Origin of the sequence: Mesorhizobium sp. LHD-90 (assembly GCF_030929505.1) — a bacterium.
Classification (GTDB): domain Bacteria; phylum Pseudomonadota; class Alphaproteobacteria; order Rhizobiales; family Rhizobiaceae; genus Kumtagia.
This window is the reverse complement of record NZ_JAVFVV010000060.1, coordinates 1-670: the sequence shown is the minus strand read 5'-3', so window position 1 is coordinate 670 and position 670 is coordinate 1. Positions and strand designations below refer to the sequence as shown.

The following is a 670-nucleotide window of genomic DNA, read 5'->3' as shown; positions in this document are numbered from 1 at the left end:
GGAGGTAATGGCCCCGGCATGTCTGACGCTGTCGCCCGTTACAAAAACCACCGCTTTCCAACCGAGATCATTGCCCGCGCGGTCTGGCTCTACTACCGGTTCCCGTTGAGCCTGCGCCATGTCGAGGAAATGCTGCTGGAGCGGGGGATTGTGGTTTCCTACGAGACGATCCGCCGATGGGGCCGAAAGCACGGCCCGGATTACGTCCGTCGCCATTGCCGCAAGCAGCCCTCATCAAATGACGTTTGGCACCTTGACGAGATGGTGATCGCCATCGCCGGCAAGAAACACTGGCTGTGGCGGGCCGTCGATCAGGATGGCTACGTGCTCGACGAAATCGTCCAGACCCGTCGCAACACCAAGGCTGCCAAGCGCTTGCTGACCCGACTGCTGAAGAAGCAGGGCATGGCGCCGAAGCGCATGATCACCGATAAGCTGCGCTCCTACGGCGCCGCAAGACGCCAGGTCATGCCGAACGTCGAGCATCGCTCGCACAAAGGCTTGAACAACCGCGCCGAGAATTCTCATCTCCCGTTCCGCAAACGAGAACGCGTGCGCCAGGGCTTCCGGTCGATTGGCTCATTACAGCACTTCGTGTCTGTCTTCTCCGCCGTCCGCAACCTCTTCGTTCCCTCCCATACGAACCACTCCGCTTCCCAGATCCGAAAGC

General features: G+C 60.6%; 1 protein-coding gene. It reads left to right on the top strand.

What is annotated here, in order from left to right:
* Positions 1–18: 18 nt before the first annotated feature.
* Positions 19–670 (top strand): IS6 family transposase (locus tag RB623_RS30275; RefSeq protein WP_308060990.1); only part of this gene is annotated, 652 nt, incomplete at its 3' end.